Genomic DNA, 18,041 nt, shown 5'->3' with positions numbered 1-18,041 from the left:
TTCCTTTACGCTTAAACTATTTTTTCAACTTGAGAATAGAGAATCTCAACAGGTGTACTTCTACCAAAGATTGAAACATTGAGTGTGAGTTTGCCATGAACCATATCGTACTCTTCAACAGAACCTGTGAAGTTTGCGAAAGGACCTTCTGTAATCCTGACACTTTCTCCTGTTTCGAAGAATATTTTTGGTTTTGGCGCACCTTTTTTCTCGGCTTTTTCTAAAATCAGTGCAATGTCTTTTTCCATTAAAGGTGTAGGATTTTTTGCCTCACCGATAAATCTTCCGACTTTTGGCAATGATTGAATAAGATGCCACAGTGCTGTATCTAAATCCAGTTTTGCAAAAGCATAACCAGGATAAAGACTTCTCTCACTAATCTTTTTTTTACCATTCTTAACTTCGATTACATCTTCCGTTGGGACAAGAATTTGTTCCAACTTATCAGCAATACCATGATCGTTGACAAGATTAATAATCGCTTTTTTAACTGCTTGCTCACTCCCAGCATAAGTTTGAATTGCATACCATTTATGTGCCATTCTTTCTCCTTAAATTAAAGAGGACAAAGAAAAAGACATAATCGCGTCAATCAATGCTAAAAAAAGTGAAATGACGGTTACAACAACAAAAACAGAAATGAAAGCATTTCGAATCTGCTCTTTAATTGGAAATATAACCTTTGACAATTCAGCTTTAGAATGATGATAATAAGCTCTTAATTTTTCCATTGCATTACCTCGACTAGTGGCAGGGTAGGAGGGACTCGAACCCCCAACCTGCGGTTTTGGAGACCGACGCTCTACCGTTGGAGCTACTACCCTACATGTAAAGTTAAGTCAAAAAATCGACTTAACTTTTTAATTTCACTTCTTTGTGAACGGTATGTTTTTTCAATCTTGGACAATATTTACTGAGTTCGACTTTCTCAGTAACTGTCTTACTATTTTTGGTTGTAGTGTAATTGATATCACCACATTCACTACATTTTAGTCCGAATTTAACGGTCATAATATTTCCTTGACTAAATTACATGTAAGGGAAAACCCTTACATGTTAAAATTACTTGATGATTGTTGAAACAACACCCGCACCAACTGTTCTACCGCCCTCACGGATCGCAAAACGTGTACCCTCTTCAAGAGCGATTGGAGCAATAAGTGCTACTTTAATTTTTACGTTATCACCAGGCATAACCATCTCAGTACCTTCTGGTAATGTGATAGAACCTGTTACGTCTGTTGTACGTACATAAAATTGTGGTCTATAGTTATTAAAGAATGGAGTATGTCTACCACCCTCTTCTTTTGAAAGAACATAGATTTCAGCTTCAAAGTCAGTGTGTGGAGTGATTGATTTTGGTTTACAAAGAACCATACCACGCTCAACTTCTTCTTTTTTGATACCACGGAGTAGAATACCACAGTTATCACCAGCTTCACCACGCTCCATCTCTTTACGGAACATTTCAACACCAGTTACAGTTGTAGTTTTTGTATCTTTGATACCTACGATTTCGATAGTCTCACCAATTTTTACAGCACCTCTTTCGATTTTACCTGTAACAACGGTACCACGACCTGAAATAGAGAATACGTCTTCGATTGGCATCAAGAAGTCTTTATCTGTTTCACGAATTGGAGTAGGGATATAAGCATCAACTTCAGCCATAAGTGCAAGAATTTTCTCACCCCATGGTCCAACAGTGCCAGCTTTTGCTTCTTCAAGTGCTTTAAGCGCTGAACCAGCTACGATTGGAGTATCGTCACCTGGGAAATCATATGAACTAAGAAGTTCTCTAATTTCCATTTCAACAAGCTCAAGAAGTTCTTCATCATCAACCATATCTGCTTTGTTCATGAAAACAACGATATATGGAACACCTACTTGGCGAGAAAGGAGGATATGCTCACGCGTTTGTGGCATAGGACCATCTGCTGCAGAAACAACAAGAATCGCACCGTCCATTTGAGCAGCACCTGTAATCATGTTTTTAACATAGTCGGCGTGGCCTGGGCAGTCTACGTGAGCATAGTGACGATTTTCTGTTTCATATTCAATGTGTGAAGTTGCAATGGTAATACCACGCTCTCTCTCTTCAGGGGCGTTATCAATACCATCATAATCTTTAAATTCACAAAGACCTTTTGTCGCTAAAACTGCTGAGATTGCAGCTGTAAGCGTAGTTTTACCATGATCAACGTGACCAATAGTTCCGATGTTAACGTGTGGCTTGGTTCTAGAGAACTTTTCTTTTGCCATTTTTTCCTCCGTAATGAGTTTGTGTTTTTTAGTACATTTTCAATTTTAAAGTTTCAAAAACTTTTTGGTGATGGAGCTCATAGAGGGACTTGAACCCTCGACCTCTTCCTTACCAAGGAAGTGCTCTACCCCTGAGCCATATGAGCCGACTACAAAAGGGGAACCGACATTGTACCTAAAAATAGTAACGATTTGATTTTAATTGATAAAAGTAAGACTACTGAACTTGTTCTGTAGTGCATTTAAGCAGAAAAAATTCAACAGCTCCCAGTTTATATAATAAAATCGTTGGAGCGGGAGACGGGACTCGAACCCGCGACCCCCAGCTTGGAAGGCTAATGCTCTAGCCAACTGAGCTACTCCCGCAAATGGTGGTGAGAGAAGGATTCGAACCTTCGAAGACATAGTCAGCAGATTTACAGTCTGCCCTCGTTGGCCACTTGAGTATCTCACCGTATCTATACCATTTTCATTTCTGGTCAAACACTGTCTTTCACAATATAAAAATGGAGCTGGTGAACGGAGTCGAACCGCCGACCTACTGCTTACAAGGCAGTTGCTCTACCAACTGAGCTACACCAGCATCCTTGATTGTGAGGTGAAAGTATATCTTAAAAGAATTCCAAAGTCAATACTTTTCAACCGTATTTTACACAAGTTTGCTAAAATAGTTCTCAATTTTCTTCTATGAAGGGTTTATATGAAAATTCTTTTTTCACCCAGTGAGACAAAAACAACATTAAAAGATGCTTCTTCGATTACATCTCGTAGCTTTATTTTCCCAAAACTTTTTGAAAAACGCTCAGAAGTTTTAAGGCACTATCAGCACATTTTAGACGAAAAAGACCCCGTGGTTCTTTCAAAATTATTTGGCTTCAAAGATAGCGCTAAAGTAAAACCCTATTTAGATGAAAACATCTTTTCATCTTTTACATGTAAAGTCATTGAACGCTATAGCGGTATTGCGTATGACCATCTAGATTACGCTTCACTCACGCCTCATGCAAAACACTTTATAGAAAACAATGTGATGATCTTTTCCAATCTTTTTGGCCCACTTTTAGCAGGTGATTTTATTCCAGAATATAAATTGCAACAAGGCGAAAGTCTCCAAGGCTTTAAACCAGAAAATTTTTATAAAACCCATTTTAGCAATGCCATTGATGATTGGATAGGCAATGACACGCTCATTGATCTACGTGCGGGTTTTTATGAAAAGTTTTATACCCCTAAAGTCCCTACTATTTCAATGAAGTTTCTTAAAAATAGCAAAGTAGTAAGCCACTTTGCCAAAGCTTACCGCGGCAATGTTTTGCGCCATTTAGCACAGCAAATGCCACGAGATGAAGTTGAGCTTCAAAAAATTTGTTTTAAGGGGCTTAAAATTGTTGAAATTCTACATAAGAACCTAAAACACGAATACGTCTATGAAATTATTGATTGATTTAGATTAAAAAAGATACAATAAGCCTAAAATCTATAAACACAAAGGAAGCGCTCATGGATATTTTACAATGGATTGTGATTGGTGTACTTGTTTATGTCATCTATTACCTTATCAACAAATACGAACAAAGAGTGAACGAACTCACACGTCTTATTGAGCTTAATCGTGAAGAGATTAATAAAAATAAAGAAAGCATTGCTAAAAATGCTGAAGGCGTTGCTCTTAACAAAGAGAAACTCAATCTTAATCAAGCTATTATCGAAAAACTTAAATAATCTTTGGGGCGATAGTATTCGCCCCTAATTACACGACACCAAAGCTCTTGGACACACCATCAAAGCAAAGCTTCAAAGCCTTCGCTTTCTCTTCAACGGAATGCCCACTTCTTTCTTATTTTTTAATTCCTCGTGCACCAAGGTTGCCATAACGGTGGTAGCTGTGTGAAATACTTTGCTCCATAAAATAATGTAACAATTCTAAACGTCCTTCCATCAACGGTTTGGAACGCTCAATAAATGTTGCACTTTTAGCTGCTGCTTCAAATACGTTTGCTGTTATCAACGCTTCATTGGCATAGATGATTTTTTGGACGTCTTTAAAACATTGAGTAAAAGCAGCTTCACTTTCACGTACCAAAACATCCTCTTGTGATAAAAGATGTTCTTTGTTTTCATAAATAAATGAAACCACATTGCTTTCAATATCCGCGGCAATACTGACATGTAAAGCGACTTTAGCAATTTTTGCAGCCATAATGCGACTCAGAACATCAAAGAGTGTATCGTCTTGATTAACACGCAAAGCAATTTTTTTCAGAGGTAAATATTTGAAAATATTGTCCTCACCTCTGACATTAGCAAAATCTTTCTCTTTACTAAAGACTTCTTCATAATTTTCAAGATAACTTGCCACCGCCATGGAAAGTTTTTCAAATGACTCTTTAAAGAGTGCATGCGTTCCTTGATGGCTCATTTCTAACCATTCATTGATTAAAGAGATAAATGCATGTTTGACGCTATGATTCACACGCGGTGTCCCAGCATCCTCAATATCCATAAACAGCGTCACATAGTTATGCACACCTGCTTTTCGACCCGCACCGATAGCAGATTTTCCCATACCACCAAAAGGCTGGCGAAGGACAATTGCGCCCGTTGTTCCACGGTTGATATACAGATTGCCTGCTTTGAGATGTTTTCTCCAATATGCCACTTCTCGTTCATCTAGCGATTCAATCCCTGACGTTAAGCCATATCCTGTCGCATTAACAATCTCAATAGCATGTTTCAAATCTTTCGCACACATGACGGAGAGTACAGGCCCAAACAGCTCATTCATATGGCAAAAGCTACCCTCTTTCACACCCCATTTAATTGCCGGCTTTAACATATACTCATTCTCTTCACTGTACGTTGGCGCCAATGCCCAACTCTCTCCTGCTTCTAATGTTTCTAGCGCATGTTTTAGTGCCCCATCCACTTTGTTTGCAAGCGTTCCCAGTCGGTTTTTAAAATCCCATACAGAACCAACATGTAAACTTTTAGCAGCGTCAATTAACCCTTTTTTAAAGTGCGGATCGTTATACACCTCTTCTTCCAAAACCAACAGTGATGTCGCAGAACATTTTTGACCGCTGTTTGAGAAAGCAGAATGAATCACATTTTTAATCGCTTGGTCACGGTCACTCATGGCAGTTACAATGGTTGCATCTTTACCACCTGTTTCAGCGCTTAAAAAGAGATTTGGACGTGTTTCGAGCATTTTATAAGCGGTCTCTTCACCACCTGTTAAGATAACAAAATCTACTTTTTCATTTTTAATCAAATACTCTCCTGCCAAACTTCCAGAACAAGGGACATATTGGAGTGTGTTTTTACTAATACCTGCATTCCAAAAACATTGGCATAGCTCATAAGCACAAAGGGCTGCCGCACTTGCGGGTTTTATAATCACACAATTGCCTGCGGCTAAGGCGGCGGTAATACCGCCAACAGGAATAGCTATCGGGAAGTTCCATGGAGGGGTGATAACACCTACGCCTTTGCCTTTACATGTAATGTTTTTATAATCATCAAAATAGCGCGCGGCATAACCGTAAAATTCCAAAAAGTCAATTGCTTCACTGACTTCTACGTCGGTTTCACCAAATACTTTACCAACTTCTGCCGCCGCTACACCGATAAGGTCTCCTCTTTTTTTACGCACTTCATTTGCCACGCCACAAAGAATTTTTTGACGCTCTGCCGTGCTTAACGCTCTCCATCCATCCTTATCGGCATCGGCAACTTCAACCGCTTTTTCTAAATCTTCTTTGGTTGCTAGTGCAAATTTTCCGCAAATAACGCCTTCTTTTAGTTGAGATTTATCGATGACCTCTTTGACATCTCTTTGAACAATCTCTTCGCCACCGACAACCACAGGAACGACACGAACATCATCCTCTGCTTTTTTCATCCAACGTGCGCGAATCTCTTTCGCCCACTCTTTATTGGCAGGTAAAATGAAATCGGTATCAGCTTCGCCATGATACTTACCCGTATAATAGGTCCCACCTTCATAATCATCCCATTTTTCTTCCAAACGATTTTGTTTACGTTTAGGACCTATGACAATATGCTCTGCATTTTCAAAGGAAGCGATAAATTTTTGTTTTTGTGCTTCCCACTCTGGCGTACCTGTTTTTAATCCAAAAGAGTAACGTATAAAATTATCGACACCCGTATTTTCATCAAGTCTTCGTACTAAATAGCCTATAGCATTGGTAAACTGTTCTTTTTTCGCGGTTGGGGCATACAAGATAATCTCGCCGCTGAGTTCTTTAATAGCAAGACGGGCAGATTCACTCATGCCTTCTAACATTTCCATACTAAAATACTCACTCGTGCCATATTCACGTGCCAATTCATACCCATATGCGTGTTCAAAAAGGTTGTGTGATGCCATGCCGATATTGACATACGGAGCATTTTCAGGGCGTAAAGCGTATTCAGCCATGATTTTATAGTTACTATCGGTGTCCACTTTTTGAGTAAAGGTTACCATTTCCCAATGGCGAAGCGCAGATTCTGTCTCTTCCATCTCCATATTCGCACCCTTCACCAAACGCATCTTAATAGGCGCTCCACCGCTTTCAACTCTCTTTTTCGCCCATTCAACAAGTTTTTGTTGCCATAAATGAGAATCGGGGAGGTACGCTTGAAGAACGATACCGGCACGGAAATCTTTAAACTCTTCTTGTTCCAATGTTTTGGTAAACGCCATAAACGTCAATGCCAAATCACGGTACTCCTCCATATCGAGGTTAATAAATTTATTCTCTTTTTCACCTTTGGCATTCACGAAACTGTATTTTTTTGCTTGTGCATAAATACGTGTAAGTCGTTTCACTAACTCTTCAATCGTGTCTTCAAATGAAAGTGCGTTGATTTGAGAAAAAATCGTCGAAATTTTGATGGAAATATAATCAATATTCGGATTTTCAAGGACTTTCAGATATTTTTCGATGCGCTCTTCCGCTTCATCTTCACCGAGAACAATTTCGCCGATTAGATTGATATTAACGCGTGTTCCCTCTTTGTGGCGTTTTTCAAGATGGGCATTGAGCATATCATCTTCGCCTTTTAAAACAACGGTTTTTGTATCTTCGCGTACGTTTTTAACAAAAAGAGGTACGGAAATTTGAGGCAAATAGATACCTGCATTGAGAAATAAAAAGACCAAAAATCGCTCACTTGAAGTAAAAAATGATGCCATTTCGTATTTGGAGAAAAGATACTCTATTTGATTAGCGACACGAGCAGGATTGCTGCTTCTAAAACTCTGATCCATAAGCTCAATTAAAAAGACTTTGTCTTTTGGATGGCTAAGCATCTTATTCATTTTAATATGAAACTTGCGGTCAAATTCACTGACAAGTTCTGTTGCACGGTTTTGCCATGTTTCAGCAAGCTTAATCGCTCGATTCATCACTTCGGTATGTTGTTGCATTTTCGCTCCTTTAGCGGATTATTGTATTTTTAAAGTTATTACACTTTTAAAGCAAAGCTCTAAAAGTTACGCTATCGCTGAGTTCTCCTCGACGGAGTGCCCGCGCACCTCTGGCACTTTTTTATATTTAGTAGTACTAAAAGTAGTACTTTTTTTGTAATATAAAAATTGGGCAAAAAAAACCGCCTGCCAAAAGGCAAACGGTTTTACATGTAAATCTACTTTTTCTTACCTAAATAGGCCTCTTGAATCACTTCAGAATTTAAAAGCTCTTCACTGCTTCCTGTATGAGTAATCTTTCCAAGCTCCAATACATAACCACGATTGGCAAGTTTTAAAGCGGCCTTTGCGTTTTGCTCTACCAATAAAACCGTCACGCCGGATTGGCTGATTTGTTTAATCGCTTTAAAAATAACTTTCACCAAAACAGGCGCCAGTCCAAGACTAGGTTCATCTAAAATCAACAGTTTTGGCTTACTCATAATAGCCCTTCCAATGGCTAACATCTGCTGTTCGCCACCGCTTAGGGTTCCTGCAAGTTGTTTGTGTCGCTCTTTGAGTCTGGGTAAAATCTCATAAATCCATTCAAGTGTTTTTGCATCGTATTTTTTAAGACTATACGCACCCATCATCAAGTTTTCCTCAACGCTGAGTGTTCCAAAAACACGACGGCCTTCAGGAGAATGGCTCATTCCAAGACCTACGATTTCATGCGCGGGAACCTGCGTAATCTCTTTGCCATCGAAAAAAATACTTCCCGATACGGATTTTAAAAGACCGCTGATGGTACGAAGGGTTGTCGTTTTACCTGCACCATTAGCACCCAAAATGGTGACGACTTCGCCTTTATTGACATACAAGTCAATGCCTTTAATCGCTTCAATGGCGCCATAATTGACATGTAAATTTTTAATTTCCAATAATTTTTCACTCATCTTCGTCATCCTCATCGCTACCAATATACGCTTCAACAACCACAGGGTCATCTTGAACAAAGGATGGCACACCTTCACTGATCTTCGCACCAAAATTGATAACGGTAATGTACTCAGAAAGACTCATTACCATCTCCATATCGTGCTCAATCATCATGATAGTCACACCCATCGCTTGAATTTTGCGTATGGTTTGTGTGAGCTCTAACGTCTCATTTTCATTTAAACCTGCCGCGGGTTCATCCAAAATAAGTAGCTCTGGTTCCGCCGCTAAAGCACGCGCCATCTCGATGCGCCTTTGAATTCCATACGAGAGGTCACCCGCTGGAGTCGTTGCATATTGAGACAAATTGAAAAATGCCATCAACTCTCCGACTTTTTCCCAATTTTCTTTTTCATCTTTATAATACGCAGGTGTAGGAATAATGCCGTTATACCATCGCTGTTTTGATTTGATATGGCGTCCTGACATAATGTTTTCGGCAACACTCATCTCAGCAAAAAGGCGAATTGTTTGAAAGGTACGCAAGATGCCAAGCTCTGCAATTTTATAAGGACTGACACCTTTAATCTCTTTTCCCTTCCAGAGGATTTGACCGATTTCAGGCGTATAAATCCCTGTAATACAGTTAAACAGTGTCGTTTTGCCTGCACCGTTTGGTCCGATAATGCCATAAATTTGCCCTTTTTTGACTTTCATTGAGAGGTCATTAATAGCAACCAATCCTTGAAATAACTTACTCACATTTTTAATCTCTAAGATATACTCGCTCATTTGACCTCCTTTTTAAGGAAGTTTGGGATATTGCCAAACTTAACAGGCCAAATACCGCGAGGTCTTAGAATCATCGTCAAAATCATCGCCACACCAAAGACCAAATAACGTGCTGTTTCAAACTCTCTGAACATTTCAGGCAATACAAACATCACAAATGTTCCGATTAAAACACCCGGCAGAGAAGCCGAGCCACCTACGAGGACAATAGTAAAGAACATAATGGATTGTGTGACATTAAACGCTTCAGGACTCACGGCGGAGTATTGAACCGAGAACATACTACCTGCCGCCCCAGCGATACCTGCACCGATAATAAACGCATAGAGTTTATAGTAGCGAATACTAATTCCCATGCTTTGTGCCGCGATTTCATCTTTATGAATGTAAAACATCGCGCGCCCAAATTTACTTCTATCTAAATTGCGCATAATAAAAAGCGTGATACCTAAAAGAATAAACGCCATATAATACATATGGGTTTGCGTTACAAACTCGTACCCAAATACTTTCACCACATCGATACCAAAAATTCCATTTGGACCGCCTGTGAGTCCGAAAACATCGTTTTCCAAGACTTGAATGAAGATGATATTAAATCCAATGGTCGCAACCAAAAGATAATCACCTCTTAGATGAATAATGGGGGCAGCAAGGATAAACGCAAAAAACATAGGAATCAAAACCGCCGGCGCCCATGAAGCAAGAATAGGAAGACCAAAATGCACATTCATAATGGCTGTCGTATAGGCACCCAAACCGAAGAACATGGCATGTCCCATATGAAAAACACCCGCACGTCCTAAGATGATGTCTTGCGAAAGAGCAACGACGGAAAATACCAAGAACGTCGTACCGATGGCTAACCACGCAGAATCAACAAACAGCGGATAAAACCCCATAAAAACCAGTAGCGCAATGGCTATAATGCTTGTTTTATTCATCATACTTTCTCCGCTACTTTTTCACCGAGGATTCCCGTTGGTCGGAACACTAAAATGACAATTAAAAGCACAAACGTAAAAGTTTCCGCCCACTGTGTCGAGATATACCCCGTAATAAGTGCATTAAAAAGTCCCAATAACAAACCTCCAAGCATCGCACCTGGAATATTACCAATACCACCCATAATAGCAGCAACAAAGGCATTCAGTCCATACATCCAACCCATATCAAAAGTGATACCGCGATAATAAGCGCCAATAAACAGTCCTGCAACGGCACCGAGGCTTGAGCCAATGATGAAAATAATCATAATGATACGATTGACATTAATTCCCATCAATTTTGCAGCATCTTGGTCAATGGCAACGGCACGTATGGCTGTACCAATTTTTGTTTGATTGATAAAGAAATAAAGCCCTATCATTAATAAAGAAGAGAGCCCTAAAATCATCACTTGCGTAAAGGTAATCACAACACCTCCCACGGTCCACAATGTTGAAGGGAACAAGTCTGAGGGAAATATTTTCATATTGGGTCCCCAAATGAGCATCACGGAGTTTTGAATGACAAGTCCTGCACCCAATGCTGATACCACCGCGCTAAGTCTAGGTGCTGTTCGTAAAGGTCTGTATGCAAGACGTTCAAGAAGAACACCTACAAAAGCAACAATTGCTGCTGTAAAAACGAACACGGTTATGACGGCGACAAGTGAAGTAACACTCTCTCCAAAAATCTGTGAATACACACTGAGTCCTACAAAAGCCGAAAAGGCAACGAGGTCTCCGTGGGCGAAGTTAATTAACCTCATCACCCCGTAGACCATCGTATAACCTAAAGCGACCAATGCATACAAACTTCCGATAGTCAAACCATTGACCATTTGTTGAAGGAAAATATCCATGGGCTTTACTTTATCCTTTGTGATTATTGGTAAACGATTTTATAGCTTTTATCGGCTTGTACTTCATAGGTCATATAACCACCGCCAATTCTTTCACCGTCTTCTCTAAATGTCACAGGACCTGTGATGCCTGGAAAATCTTTGAGTTTATGCATTGCCGCTGCAATGGTTTTTGTATCTTCTGATTTTGTCTCTTCCATTGCATGTAAAATGACACGAAGACCATCGACGTTCATCAATGACCAGATAGAAGCTGGCATCATGTTGTATTTTGCTTTGTAATCGACTAAGAATGTTCTAGCAATGTCATAAGGCAAGATATCTGGCGTTGGAACATTAATCAAGAAGGTTCCTTTTGCACTGTCGCCTGCTAGTTTCATATAGTCTGGATTGTCATTTGAGTCACCGCCAACGAAGTCTGCTTTAATGCCAAGTTGCATTTGTTGCGCACGAAGGAGTCCACCATCGGTATAGTAACCACTAAAATAGATAACATCGGGCTCCATTGACTTGATTTTTGTCAAAGTCGCTGTAAAGTTTTGTGTACCTGATTTGATTTTGCCTTCATAAATGATATTGGCATTTTTAGCTTTGAGCGCTTTAGAGGTTGCGTCTGCTAAATCGGTTGAGTAACTTGAGTAGTCTGAGAGAATGACAATTTTTTTGTATTTTTTGCCATCAACAAAATATTTGGCTGTAAAGTCAGCCTCAGCACTGTTTGGAAAAGAGTTTCTGAAAAATGTCCAGTATTTGTGTGCGATCAAAGAGTCACTTGTACCATCGCTGGTTTGAAGGACGCCTGCTCTGTTATAGGTTGTTTGAGCCGCTTCTGTTGCACCAGATGTGTACGAACCAATAACCGCTTTGACACCTTCATTGACCAATTTTTTAGCACAAATAGCTGCTTGCTGTGCAGCACCTTGGTCATCACATGTTACGACTTCGATTTTTTTGCCAAGCACCCCGCCTTTTGCATTGTACTGATCAACGATGAGTTTAACACCGTTATCTATGCTTTGGCCTTCACTGGCGTATTGACCTGTAATTGGAGCTTGAACACCAATTTTAATCACATCAGCAGCGACACTTACACTCGCTAACATTGAGCATGCCACTAACGAAGCAGCGATTTTTGGTAACATTTTTTTCATCCCATCTCCTTTTAAAAGTTTGAAATCACACCCAAACATTTTTACATGTAAATGTTTGAATGTAACGTCTACTTGGGTTCTATGACGTAACACCCTGCCATCCACTCGCCTACATCTTCAATCTGTTGAATCGCTGTGGCATGAAAACTCGCTTTTAAAGAGGGGAAATGACTCACCACTTCATCAAAACTCGCAATGATTTCTGGAACACGCTTCGTCAGTTTTTTTCTCGCTTGCGTTGAAATATCTGCATAGAAAGCAAAAATACCATAATCCAGCATCGATTCTTCTTTACTTTTTCTCTGCAACATTTTGCACAGCCTCTCAATTTCAAAACTGTACTCCGCTTTTGCATTGCAAACACCATTTTTAAGCATCATAATCACGCGTGAAATAGAGTCATTGTGGTTACTGTGGGTAAAGCGCTCATCCAAAGTGATGCTAAAAACACCTTGGGAAAGGGCATTTTTTTCCATAAACGTTTTAAATGCTTTTCGATTGGGAAGTGAACAGCGCAATATATCTGAAACGGTGGCATCAATGAAGACTTCTGGGGCATTTTCAATCAAACTTAATGCTTGCGCAACATGAATACAAAGAATTTTTTGAGGACCTGCGGAAAGGGTTAAGCGATTGTTTGTCCAAAAAAGGAAGTTACGTTCGGCTTGTTTAATGCCATCTAATGTCGCTTGAACAACCATCGCTTGAGAAGGAAAATTACTCATAATAGTTCTCCTCAACTTCTTGCATGACACCGCTTTCAAGCAATATATCTTCAATCAATCTGTTTTTAGAGATGTTAAGGGCATTGGCGAGCTTAGAGAGTGCTATATCTAAATTTGCATCAATCTTAATCGTCAATTGAGCAATTTCACGTTTTTTTGTTTGATGCTTTTCTATCACGCTTTGAATTACATCACGACCAAATTTCTGCTTTGCCACGTTATTCCCTTAGTAAAAATTAAGAATACTAAAAGTAGTACTTTTTGACCAACAAGGAAATCTTAGTATATTTTTTGAAAAGTTATCTACATCGAGATGATGAATTTTTACGCAAAGTGTGTGATTAGTTTAATTATGTGCTTTAAAAGAGCCATTTTAAGGCTATATTTAGAAATTGAGGGTAAAAAAAATTTTTTTACATGAGTTACAAAAGGTATCATTATACCTCCATAAGCTATAATCACAAAAAACATCTAAAGGATCATTATGGCAAAAATTGTTTTGATTACAGGTGCAACTTCAGGATTTGGAGAAGCGACGGCAGAAAAATTTGCTAAAGCAGGGTATAAAGTTATTGTCACTGGTCGCAGACGTGAACGCTTAAATGCCTTAAAAGCGCGTCTTTCAGGCTGTGATATTTTGCCATTATGCTTTGATGTTACACAAAAAGCTGATGTGTTTCAAGCCATTGCATCCCTACCAGAGGAGTACAAAAACATCGATATTTTAGTCAATAATGCAGGTCTTGCCTTAGGACTAGAGTGTGCGAATGAAGCCAATTTAGATGATTGGGAAACGATGATTGATACCAACATCAAAGGTTTACTCTACGTAACAAAAGCGGTTTTACCTATCATGGTTGAACGTAAAAGCGGTTATATTTTCAATCTTGGCTCAACCGCAGGTACATGGCCGTATCAAGGTGGCAACGTCTATGGCGCAACCAAAGCGTTTGTCAGACAATTTTCGCTCAACCTACGCACAGACCTAAAAGGCACACACGTCCGTGTCACCAATATTGAACCCGGCATGGCGCAAACGGAGTTTTCCGACATTCGTTTCAAAGGTGACAAGGCAAAAGCGGACGCAGTGTATGCCAATTCAACGCCACTATCAAAAGAAGACATTGCCAATACGATTTTCACATTGGCAGAACTTCCAGCCCATGTCAATGTCAATACCATCGAGATTATGCCAACGGTACAAAGTTACGGCGGACTCGTTGTTGAAAAGTATTAAACTCTTTTTACATGTAAAGCGTAATGCTTTACATGTAATTTTATTTTGAGGTCATTATGGATACACACACTAACAACCCTCTTCATGGAATCACTCTAGAAAAGATGATTACGGAATTACACGCACATTATGGCTGGGAGAAGCTGGATGAGCTTATGCGCGTAAACTGTTTTCATGTCAATCCTAGCATCAATTCTTCATTGAAATTTTTTCGAAAAACCCCTTGGGCAAGAGAAAAACTCGAAAAACTTTATCTTAGTTTCCGCGCGACACACACCAAGTAATTTTTGATGACATACGCAAAAGCATTTGGGTTTACTACCCTGGGTATGATTTTAATGAGTTTTGAATCTCCATTGATTAAGATGACGTACGTCATCGCTCAAAACTTTACATTTTATTTTGGTATTTGCATGTTTATCAGTCTCAATGCCACATTGTTTCTCCAATATCGCTGGCGCATCATAGAGCTGTATCGTCATCAAATACTCGCCATTTTAGTCTGTGCCTTGTGTACGGGACTGAGTAATTTTTTCTTTATTCTTGCGGTCAAACATACCAGTGTTGCCAGTGCCGTTTTTATCTTAAGCACAGGTCCTCTCATCAGTGCCTTGATGTCTTTTTTATTCTTTAAAACCAAAACACCTTTTCGTACCTTCGTCGCTATCTTTTTTGTTTTTGTGGGACTCTTCATTATTTTATTTAATGACTTAGGTCTTGGCAATATGGAAGGGAATCTTTACGCATTTGCGTGCGTTTTTGCGTTTATTTCTATGCTGTTTATTTTTGAGCGTAACAAAGAGGTCAATCGTTTAGCATGCTTTGGCACGGGCACACTCATTGCTTCTTTACTGGCGGCATTATCGGCTCCCATCGCCCTACCCGATACCTATTCATTAGGGATTATTTTGTTTATGGGAATTATCTTAACACCGATTTCGAGAGCATTTATTGGTGTGGGTACGAAAGTCTTATCATCCGTTGAAGTTGCACTGCTGACGATTATAGAACCGCTGTTAGCCCCGTTTTGGGTGTGGATATTGTTAGATGAAAAACCGCTGATAAACACACTTATTGGAGGAGCCATCATCGTGACAACCTTAGTCATTCATTCCATGATGGCATTAAAGAGGCAAAGAAATTATTGATTTGAAACGTTAAGCTGTCCGTAGAGCGCATTAAGGTCGCCTAAAACCCAAGCATCGACAATTTTTTCATTTTCAAATTTAAAGAAGCAAGAACCTGAATAGCGAATTCGATTGCCCGTTGGTTCAAATCCAAACAGTTTACCCGAGTGCGTTCCCGTATAAACCAATCTTACAGCCGCTTTATCACCTTCGATGACAATATCTTCAATCACATGATACAAATTTGGGAAAGCACTAAAAAGCATCTTAGCGTAGTCACAAAAACCATTAATACTATCGACTCTCATACCCAAAGAGCCTCTAAAATTTAACGAAGGGTCTAAAAAGCGATGTGCTTGATCCAATTTTTTATCGTTCCAAAGCACCTCATAGTACTCTTCAATAATCTGCCTTATTTGCCTTGCCATCTAATTTTTTTCCTTTTCTGACCCCTGTTTTCCAGGTACCTTATGGGCAGGGGCACTTGCACCACTTTCAAACCAACTTTCACTCGCATCGTATTCAAACTCGAAAACTTTGTCTAAACCTTTTTTTTCAAGTTCTTCATCAATGTTCTGTGGCGTAAGGCCTTTTTTCTTACACACCTCTAGAATCTCTTCGATATCTTCTTCAGGGATTCCACTGTAACGCATTTCTAAAACTGCTTCATTAGCCGTCATACTTTAATTCTCATTACAAAAAATAGACTTTTAGTCATACAAAACGTTTGAATGCTCAAACACCGCCAACGCAATATTTAGCGAAATTATAATCATATTTTTTCAAAAAATAGCTAAAATTCTTTTGAAAGGAGTTTACATGCTCAAAGTTATCGTTTTATGGCTTGGTTTTACGCTGCCATTACTAGCGTTAGAACACTATGAGGTCTCTGTTGCATCGTACCAAAAAGAGGGCAATTTTTTTATGACGTTGCGTAAATTTAAAGACCATGAGAAGACGTATTATCTGACATTAAATCCTTATACATTAGAAACATCTATTCAAGAACTTAACCATGTTGCGCTCCAACCATTAGATGAGCGTTTTAAAACAACACCGTTTGCATCGCTCCTCAAACAATCTACCTCCTTTGATTCAAAAGGCGGCACACCCAAAGCATTCACTTCCCTTTCACACGCAATTTATCTTACGATGGATTTATGCCCCTCTTCTAAAAAAGGATATGAAAATACCTTTTTAGAGAATTTAACTGCTAAAAATGGCACAACGCCTATCGCCATTGCCGTGAGTTCCGCATGGATAACGCACCACGAAAGTGCTTTTAAAGAACTTGCAAACAATCCTCGTCTTGACATTACATGGGTCAATCATACCTTTAGCCATTTTTATGACCCGCATCTTCCCAATAGCAAAAATTTTATGTTGCATCCAAATACCAATGTCAAACAAGAAATTTTAGGACTTGAACAAACTTTGATAGAGCATGGCGTTACGCCTTCGGTATTTTTTCGTTTTCCAGGACTCATTGCCGATAAAGCACTGATGAAGGAACTTAAAGAAACTTACTTTCTCATTCCGCTTTCTGCGAATGCGTGGATTGCTAAAAATGAGCCTGTCAAAGAGGGGAGTTTTATTTTGGTTCATGGCAATAAAAATGAGCCACAAGGGATTAAGCTGTTGGAAGCCAAACTTCCGAAGATTTTAAAGGCGTATCAATTTCACGCGATTAAAGAGGCATTTGTACCGTAGTTTAACACCAAGCTTTAAAAGCTTGGTGTTAAAATGATTATTCGTAGTATTCGCTGTCTTTTTTATCGGTCACAAACATGTGTCCGGGCGCGTGGGTAATTGCAAAAGGCAGTTTCATCTTTGTGATGACATTTTGAGGCGTCACCCCACATGGCCAAAAGAGTGGAATTTCATCGGCTTTGATTTCAATCGCGTCGCCATAATCAGGCTTTGAAACATCGCCAATGCCTATCATTTCGGGGTATCCTACTTGTATCGGCGAGCCGTGCATTCGTGGAAAATGACTGGTCACGACACACGCATCTGCCACTTTCTCTTTTTTGATCGGGCGCATACTCACCACCATTTCACCTTCAAACCCTTCAACAGGTTTGAGTGTAATGTTCGTACGATACATCGCAACATTTTTTTGTTGATCAACATGACGAAGCGGCATACCGTTTTCGATGAGCGCGGTTTCAAATGAAAAACTGCACCCAATCAAGAAAAACACTAAATCTGGTTGATAATAAGGCGTGATGTCCGTTACGGTTTCAACAACCACGCCATCACGTAAAATATTGTATTTTGGAATCTCTTTTAAGATGTCAGCACCGGGTGCTAAAACATGTGAAATATGTCCATCACTAATCACTTCAAGGACAGGAATCGCTTTAGAGTTCGCCTTAGCAAATGCCTCAAATCCTTTAGCATACGCTTTAGGCAATGCTACCATATTCATCTGTATATAACCAGGACATTCGCCTGCTGTTGGTCGTGTAAATTCACCTTTCGCTATTTTTGCGCGTAATTCTTTTGGTGACATAACTATCCTTTAATCAAAAACTAATCGAATTGTA

Annotated in this window: 21 protein-coding genes and 5 tRNA genes; 6 read left to right on the top strand and 20 right to left on the bottom strand. The window is 39.5% G+C overall.

Features of this window, described 5'->3' with window-relative positions; genetic code table 11:
- Positions 1–11: 11 nt before the first annotated feature.
- The 9 genes from nusG to AC5SLP_RS01400 form a co-directional block, all read right to left on the bottom strand.
- On the bottom strand, positions 12–542 hold the full coding sequence (nusG, locus tag AC5SLP_RS01440; protein ID WP_495253353.1) for a transcription termination/antitermination protein NusG: 531 nt from the start codon (positions 540–542) through the stop codon (positions 12–14).
- Between the two features lie 9 nt (positions 543–551).
- Positions 552–731, bottom strand: coding sequence for a preprotein translocase subunit SecE (gene secE, locus AC5SLP_RS01435; RefSeq protein WP_041956442.1), 180 nt, complete (start codon positions 729–731; stop codon positions 552–554).
- A gap of 17 nt (positions 732–748) precedes the next feature.
- Positions 749–824 (bottom strand) — tRNA-Trp (locus AC5SLP_RS01430).
- A 28-nt stretch (positions 825–852) separates the two neighbouring features.
- The gene (gene rpmG, locus AC5SLP_RS01425; protein WP_495253352.1) at positions 853–1,011 is read right to left on the bottom strand and encodes a 50S ribosomal protein L33; all 159 of its coding nucleotides are present in this window, start codon (positions 1,009–1,011) and stop codon (positions 853–855) included.
- Between the two features lie 51 nt (positions 1,012–1,062).
- Positions 1,063–2,262 (bottom strand): elongation factor Tu, encoded by a 1,200-nt coding sequence (gene tuf, locus AC5SLP_RS01420; RefSeq protein WP_495253351.1) that lies wholly within the window; start codon positions 2,260–2,262, stop codon positions 1,063–1,065.
- Between the two features lie 71 nt (positions 2,263–2,333).
- Positions 2,334–2,408, bottom strand: a tRNA-Thr gene (locus AC5SLP_RS01415).
- Between the two features lie 143 nt (positions 2,409–2,551).
- Positions 2,552–2,628: transfer RNA gene (locus tag AC5SLP_RS01410), tRNA-Gly, on the bottom strand.
- A 3-nt stretch (positions 2,629–2,631) separates the two neighbouring features.
- Positions 2,632–2,716: transfer RNA gene (locus AC5SLP_RS01405), tRNA-Tyr, on the bottom strand.
- Between the two features lie 53 nt (positions 2,717–2,769).
- Positions 2,770–2,845: transfer RNA gene (locus AC5SLP_RS01400), tRNA-Thr, on the bottom strand.
- Between the two features lie 117 nt (positions 2,846–2,962).
- Between AC5SLP_RS01400 and AC5SLP_RS01395 the strand changes: the two genes are divergently transcribed.
- Positions 2,963–3,706: a YaaA family protein gene (locus tag AC5SLP_RS01395; RefSeq protein WP_495253350.1), complete on the top strand. Its 744-nt coding sequence runs from the start codon at positions 2,963–2,965 to the stop codon at positions 3,704–3,706.
- Between the two features lie 56 nt (positions 3,707–3,762).
- Entirely contained in the window at positions 3,763–3,984 is a 222-nt protein-coding gene (locus AC5SLP_RS01390) for a hypothetical protein (protein ID WP_495253349.1), read from the top strand.
- A 115-nt stretch (positions 3,985–4,099) separates the two neighbouring features.
- Here the strand turns inward: AC5SLP_RS01390 and AC5SLP_RS01385 are convergent, their stop codons facing one another.
- The 8 genes from AC5SLP_RS01385 to AC5SLP_RS01350 all read right to left on the bottom strand — a co-directional run bounded on the left by AC5SLP_RS01385 (position 4,100) and on the right by AC5SLP_RS01350 (position 13,345).
- Positions 4,100–7,696, bottom strand: coding sequence for a proline dehydrogenase family protein (locus tag AC5SLP_RS01385; protein WP_495253348.1), 3,597 nt, complete (start codon positions 7,694–7,696; stop codon positions 4,100–4,102).
- Positions 7,697–7,914: 218 nt separating this feature from the next.
- Positions 7,915–8,631: an ABC transporter ATP-binding protein gene (locus tag AC5SLP_RS01380; RefSeq protein ID WP_495253347.1), complete on the bottom strand. Its 717-nt coding sequence runs from the start codon at positions 8,629–8,631 to the stop codon at positions 7,915–7,917.
- Complete coding sequence (locus AC5SLP_RS01375) at positions 8,624–9,406, bottom strand: ABC transporter ATP-binding protein (RefSeq protein ID WP_495253346.1); 783 nt, start codon at positions 9,404–9,406, stop codon at positions 8,624–8,626. Before AC5SLP_RS01375 ends, AC5SLP_RS01380 begins: the two co-directional genes overlap by 8 nt.
- Positions 9,403–10,353, bottom strand: coding sequence for a branched-chain amino acid ABC transporter permease (locus AC5SLP_RS01370; protein ID WP_495253345.1), 951 nt, complete (start codon positions 10,351–10,353; stop codon positions 9,403–9,405). Before AC5SLP_RS01370 ends, AC5SLP_RS01375 begins: the two co-directional genes overlap by 4 nt.
- Entirely contained in the window at positions 10,350–11,252 is a 903-nt protein-coding gene (locus AC5SLP_RS01365; protein WP_495253344.1) for a branched-chain amino acid ABC transporter permease, read from the bottom strand. Before AC5SLP_RS01365 ends, AC5SLP_RS01370 begins: the two co-directional genes overlap by 4 nt.
- 23 nt (positions 11,253–11,275) lie before the next feature.
- The gene (locus tag AC5SLP_RS01360; protein WP_495253343.1) at positions 11,276–12,403 is read right to left on the bottom strand and encodes a branched-chain amino acid ABC transporter substrate-binding protein; all 1,128 of its coding nucleotides are present in this window, start codon (positions 12,401–12,403) and stop codon (positions 11,276–11,278) included.
- Positions 12,404–12,471: 68 nt separating this feature from the next.
- Positions 12,472–13,128 carry a hypothetical protein gene (locus tag AC5SLP_RS01355; protein WP_495253342.1) on the bottom strand — a complete coding sequence of 219 codons (657 nt, stop codon included), beginning with the start codon at positions 13,126–13,128 and terminating at the stop codon, positions 12,472–12,474.
- On the bottom strand, positions 13,121–13,345 hold the full coding sequence (locus AC5SLP_RS01350; RefSeq protein ID WP_495253341.1) for a hypothetical protein: 225 nt from the start codon (positions 13,343–13,345) through the stop codon (positions 13,121–13,123). Before AC5SLP_RS01350 ends, AC5SLP_RS01355 begins: the two co-directional genes overlap by 8 nt.
- Positions 13,346–13,612: 267 nt before the next feature.
- On the opposite strand from AC5SLP_RS01350, the gene AC5SLP_RS01345 reads away from it, so the two are divergent.
- Genes AC5SLP_RS01345 through AC5SLP_RS01335 form a run of 3 tightly spaced genes read left to right on the top strand, consistent with a single transcriptional unit; the run spans position 13,613 to position 15,513 of the window.
- Positions 13,613–14,365, top strand: a complete 753-nt coding sequence (locus AC5SLP_RS01345) for an SDR family oxidoreductase (protein WP_495253340.1) — start codon at positions 13,613–13,615, stop codon at positions 14,363–14,365.
- 56 nt (positions 14,366–14,421) lie between these two features.
- Positions 14,422–14,649, top strand: coding sequence for a VF530 family protein (locus tag AC5SLP_RS01340; protein WP_495253339.1), 228 nt, complete (start codon positions 14,422–14,424; stop codon positions 14,647–14,649).
- A 6-nt stretch (positions 14,650–14,655) separates the two neighbouring features.
- Positions 14,656–15,513 carry a DMT family transporter gene (locus AC5SLP_RS01335; RefSeq protein ID WP_495253338.1) on the top strand — a complete coding sequence of 286 codons (858 nt, stop codon included), beginning with the start codon at positions 14,656–14,658 and terminating at the stop codon, positions 15,511–15,513.
- On the opposite strand, the gene AC5SLP_RS01330 is transcribed toward AC5SLP_RS01335, so the two are convergent.
- Positions 15,507–15,920, bottom strand: coding sequence for an ester cyclase (locus tag AC5SLP_RS01330; RefSeq protein ID WP_495253337.1), 414 nt, complete (start codon positions 15,918–15,920; stop codon positions 15,507–15,509). The two genes, AC5SLP_RS01335 and AC5SLP_RS01330, sit on opposite strands and share 7 nt — an antisense overlap.
- Positions 15,921–16,172 carry a hypothetical protein gene (locus AC5SLP_RS01325; RefSeq protein ID WP_495253336.1) on the bottom strand — a complete coding sequence of 84 codons (252 nt, stop codon included), beginning with the start codon at positions 16,170–16,172 and terminating at the stop codon, positions 15,921–15,923.
- 139 nt (positions 16,173–16,311) lie between these two features.
- On the opposite strand from AC5SLP_RS01325, the gene AC5SLP_RS01320 reads away from it, so the two are divergent.
- Positions 16,312–17,202, top strand: coding sequence for a polysaccharide deacetylase family protein (locus tag AC5SLP_RS01320; protein WP_495253335.1), 891 nt, complete (start codon positions 16,312–16,314; stop codon positions 17,200–17,202).
- 37 nt (positions 17,203–17,239) lie between these two features.
- On the opposite strand, the gene AC5SLP_RS01315 is transcribed toward AC5SLP_RS01320, so the two are convergent.
- On the bottom strand, positions 17,240–18,007 hold the full coding sequence (locus AC5SLP_RS01315) for a putative hydro-lyase (protein WP_495253334.1): 768 nt from the start codon (positions 18,005–18,007) through the stop codon (positions 17,240–17,242).
- Positions 18,008–18,041: the final 34 nt, after the last annotated feature.

It is taken from the genome of Sulfurospirillum sp. E15m (assembly GCF_059415145.1).
Note: the sequence above shows the minus strand (reverse complement) of the source record. Positions and strands in the feature narration are given on the sequence as shown.

Excerpts from the sequence above, each read along its gene's own strand:
- AC5SLP_RS01380 (WP_495253347.1), bottom strand. The coding sequence starts at position 8,631 with ATGAGTGAAAAATTATTGGAAATTAAAAATTTACATGTCAATTATGGC.
- secE (WP_041956442.1), bottom strand. The coding sequence starts at position 731 with ATGGAAAAATTAAGAGCTTATTATCATCATTCTAAAGCTGAATTGTCA.
- AC5SLP_RS01315 (WP_495253334.1), bottom strand. The coding sequence starts at position 18,007 with ATGTCACCAAAAGAATTACGCGCAAAAATAGCGAAAGGTGAATTTACA.
- AC5SLP_RS01355 (WP_495253342.1), bottom strand. The coding sequence starts at position 13,128 with ATGAGTAATTTTCCTTCTCAAGCGATGGTTGTTCAAGCGACATTAGAT.
- AC5SLP_RS01320 (WP_495253335.1), top strand. The coding sequence starts at position 16,312 with ATGCTCAAAGTTATCGTTTTATGGCTTGGTTTTACGCTGCCATTACTA.
- AC5SLP_RS01360 (WP_495253343.1), bottom strand. The coding sequence starts at position 12,403 with ATGAAAAAAATGTTACCAAAAATCGCTGCTTCGTTAGTGGCATGCTCA.
- tuf (WP_495253351.1), bottom strand. The coding sequence starts at position 2,262 with ATGGCAAAAGAAAAGTTCTCTAGAACCAAGCCACACGTTAACATCGGA.
- AC5SLP_RS01340 (WP_495253339.1), top strand. The coding sequence starts at position 14,422 with ATGGATACACACACTAACAACCCTCTTCATGGAATCACTCTAGAAAAG.
- AC5SLP_RS01365 (WP_495253344.1), bottom strand. The coding sequence starts at position 11,252 with ATGGATATTTTCCTTCAACAAATGGTCAATGGTTTGACTATCGGAAGT.
- AC5SLP_RS01375 (WP_495253346.1), bottom strand. The coding sequence starts at position 9,406 with ATGAGCGAGTATATCTTAGAGATTAAAAATGTGAGTAAGTTATTTCAA.
- AC5SLP_RS01395 (WP_495253350.1), top strand. The coding sequence starts at position 2,963 with ATGAAAATTCTTTTTTCACCCAGTGAGACAAAAACAACATTAAAAGAT.
- AC5SLP_RS01345 (WP_495253340.1), top strand. The coding sequence starts at position 13,613 with ATGGCAAAAATTGTTTTGATTACAGGTGCAACTTCAGGATTTGGAGAA.
- AC5SLP_RS01370 (WP_495253345.1), bottom strand. The coding sequence starts at position 10,353 with ATGATGAATAAAACAAGCATTATAGCCATTGCGCTACTGGTTTTTATG.
- AC5SLP_RS01330 (WP_495253337.1), bottom strand. The coding sequence starts at position 15,920 with ATGGCAAGGCAAATAAGGCAGATTATTGAAGAGTACTATGAGGTGCTT.
- AC5SLP_RS01335 (WP_495253338.1), top strand. The coding sequence starts at position 14,656 with ATGACATACGCAAAAGCATTTGGGTTTACTACCCTGGGTATGATTTTA.
- rpmG (WP_495253352.1), bottom strand. The coding sequence starts at position 1,011 with ATGACCGTTAAATTCGGACTAAAATGTAGTGAATGTGGTGATATCAAT.
- AC5SLP_RS01385 (WP_495253348.1), bottom strand. The coding sequence starts at position 7,696 with ATGCAACAACATACCGAAGTGATGAATCGAGCGATTAAGCTTGCTGAA.
- AC5SLP_RS01325 (WP_495253336.1), bottom strand. The coding sequence starts at position 16,172 with ATGACGGCTAATGAAGCAGTTTTAGAAATGCGTTACAGTGGAATCCCT.
- nusG (WP_495253353.1), bottom strand. The coding sequence starts at position 542 with ATGGCACATAAATGGTATGCAATTCAAACTTATGCTGGGAGTGAGCAA.
- AC5SLP_RS01390 (WP_495253349.1), top strand. The coding sequence starts at position 3,763 with ATGGATATTTTACAATGGATTGTGATTGGTGTACTTGTTTATGTCATC.